The 2,268-nt window shown below is 35.0% G+C and carries 2 protein-coding genes; one reads left to right on the forward strand and one right to left on the reverse strand.

Features of this window, described 5'->3' with window-relative positions:
• Nucleotides 1-363 precede the first annotated feature (363 nt).
• Nucleotides 364-1,050: an aspartate/glutamate racemase family protein gene (locus CN326_RS15290; RefSeq protein WP_098309864.1), complete on the reverse strand. Its 687-nt coding sequence runs from the start codon at nucleotides 1,048-1,050 to the stop codon at nucleotides 364-366.
• A gap of 172 nt (nucleotides 1,051-1,222) precedes the next feature.
• On the opposite strand from CN326_RS15290, the gene CN326_RS15295 reads away from it, so the two are divergent.
• Nucleotides 1,223-2,268, forward strand: a 1,046-nt coding sequence (locus tag CN326_RS15295) for an IS4 family transposase (RefSeq protein WP_098309865.1), incomplete at its 3' end; no start/stop codon positions are given.

Consider the following 2,268-nt stretch of genomic DNA (forward strand, 5'->3'; position numbering starts at 1 on the left):
TTGACGGGGATAAGTCCAACGTGCTTTTAACTTCAAAAATAGTCTAAATCATTAAGTTGATGGATGTGGGGTATCGCCACATGCCCATCAAGCTAAGAAAAGCAAATACCCCCAAAACGAGAAATTTGACATCTCCAGGTAAAAATGTATATTTTTTTGTTTTGGTGGCGTTATAAAATTCTTAAGTTGATGGATATGGTGTAGCGTTAGAAAAATGCGGATTTACAACGTTAAGGAAATTTCAATATTAAAAAGCCTAATTTCTCAATTTAATGCGAAGAAATTAGGCTTTTTTCATTGATCCATTAAAGCGCCAGCTAGTGAAAAAGTAACGAACAAAAAACTATCATCTAATAGGAAAGACTAACCTCTGTCCGTTAATGATAAATATTTATGTACAACGGCTTGAGCGAGGCATGTTGATGAGTCAACAAAGGAAATATCATTAGATTTTTTATCTGTAACAACATTTAAATCTGTACATGCAATGATGGCGGTATCAATTGTTTCAGCTAATTCTGAATAGAATTCATTCCATAATTGAAGCGGCTCATCGATTTGACCTTGTTTAATCTTTGCTATTATTTGATTCAGGCAGGTTTGCCAATGATCTTGATGTAAAAAATCATAACCTTCCCTCACTAAAGCATCTTGAAATATTCCTGATTGAACCGTTGGATTGGTGGCTAAAAGAGCTACCTTTTTTGAGTTTTTTGGTATTTCCTTTATTGTTTCATCGATCATGTTTAATACGGGAACTGAAACTGAGTTCTTAATTTGGTTAAAATAGATATGTGCCGTATTACATGGGATGGCAATAAAATCAACATCTGTTTTTTCAAGTCTGCGAGCCCCATTGATAATTGCCATTTCCATGTCCGTATGGTTGATAGGTTTGTCAATATAGAAAGGCGTTGGACATGAATAAATCATCATGTGTGGGAAATCAATGTCATTTATTGCTCCATATATCTTTTGGCACTGTTCTACGACTTTGTCTACAAATGGCCCAGTAGATTTCGGCCCCATCCCTGCTAATATTCCAATCATAGTTTTGCCCCCTAAAATAATGTCACCATCTTCTCTATAACTTTAACATAAGTATCCAATTTCCTTATAGGGGTATCGCCATATTACTATCAATCTAAGATGGATTTATACCTATAATTCATAGAAAGCGTTATTCTTTTTGTAGAAATATACAGAAAGGATGGCATTTTTTATGGGTCTTTCGATTCAAGATGAGTTTCATTTGTTCGCTGAAGAACTACAGCGATATCTATCTCCACATATTCTTCAACAACTCGCACAGGAGACCGGTTTTGTAAAACGTAAAAGTAAGTATGGCGCACGAGATTTGGCTGCTTTATGTATCTGGATTAGTCAACATGTAGCAAGCGATTCTCTCACTCGATTATGTAGTCAGCTTTATGCAAATACAGCTACACTCATGAGTCCAGAAGGACTTAATCAACGTTTTAACCGATACGCTGTTTTATTTCTACAGCGTGTATTTTCCCTTTTAGTCAAAAGCCAATTAAACGATTCGTCTCAAATCCCAAACCAATACACTTCTTATTTTCAACGTATACGTATTTTAGATGCTACTATTTTTCAAGTACCCAATCATTTGGCTCCTATTTATCCTGGTTCAGGAGGCTGTGCACAAACAGCTGGTATTAAGATTCAGCTAGAGTATGATTTACATAGTGGGAAATTCCTCAATGCTCAAATGGAACCAGGTAAAAATAATGATAAACCCTTTGGTACAGAATGTTTGGATACCTTACATCCAGGAGATTTATGTATTCGAGATTTAGGATACTTTTCTCTAAAAGATTTAGATCAGATGGACCAACGAGGTGTATTCTATGTTTCACGGTTGAAATTAAACAATAGAGTATACGTAAAAAATGAATCTCCAGAATTCTTTCGGGATGGAACAGTAAAAAAACAATCTTTGTATGTTTTACTTAACCTTGAAGATATTATGCATCAGATAAAACCAGGAGATACTTATGAACTTCAAAATGCCTATATCGGACAACAAAAATTACCCTCACGAGTTGTAATATACAGACTCACATCAACTCAAATTCATAAACGCAGGAAACAGCAAACCTATGTTGAAAAGAAAAAAGGAGTTACATACTCTGAAAAAAGTAAACGATTAACAGAAATCAACGTTTATATTACCAACATACCATGGGAAATTGTTCCGATGGAACAGGTTCATGATATCTACTCACTACGTTGGCAAATAGAGAT

This window comes from Bacillus sp. AFS018417 (genome assembly GCF_002560985.1).
GTDB lineage: Bacteria > Bacillota > Bacilli > Bacillales > Bacillaceae_G > Bacillus_A > Bacillus_A rhizoplanae.

What these genes read in the sequence shown, in the direction of transcription:
- CN326_RS15290 (WP_098309864.1), bottom strand. Translation starts at nt 1,050, where the DNA reads ATGATTGGAATATTAGCAGGGATGGGGCCGAAATCTACTGGGCCATTT.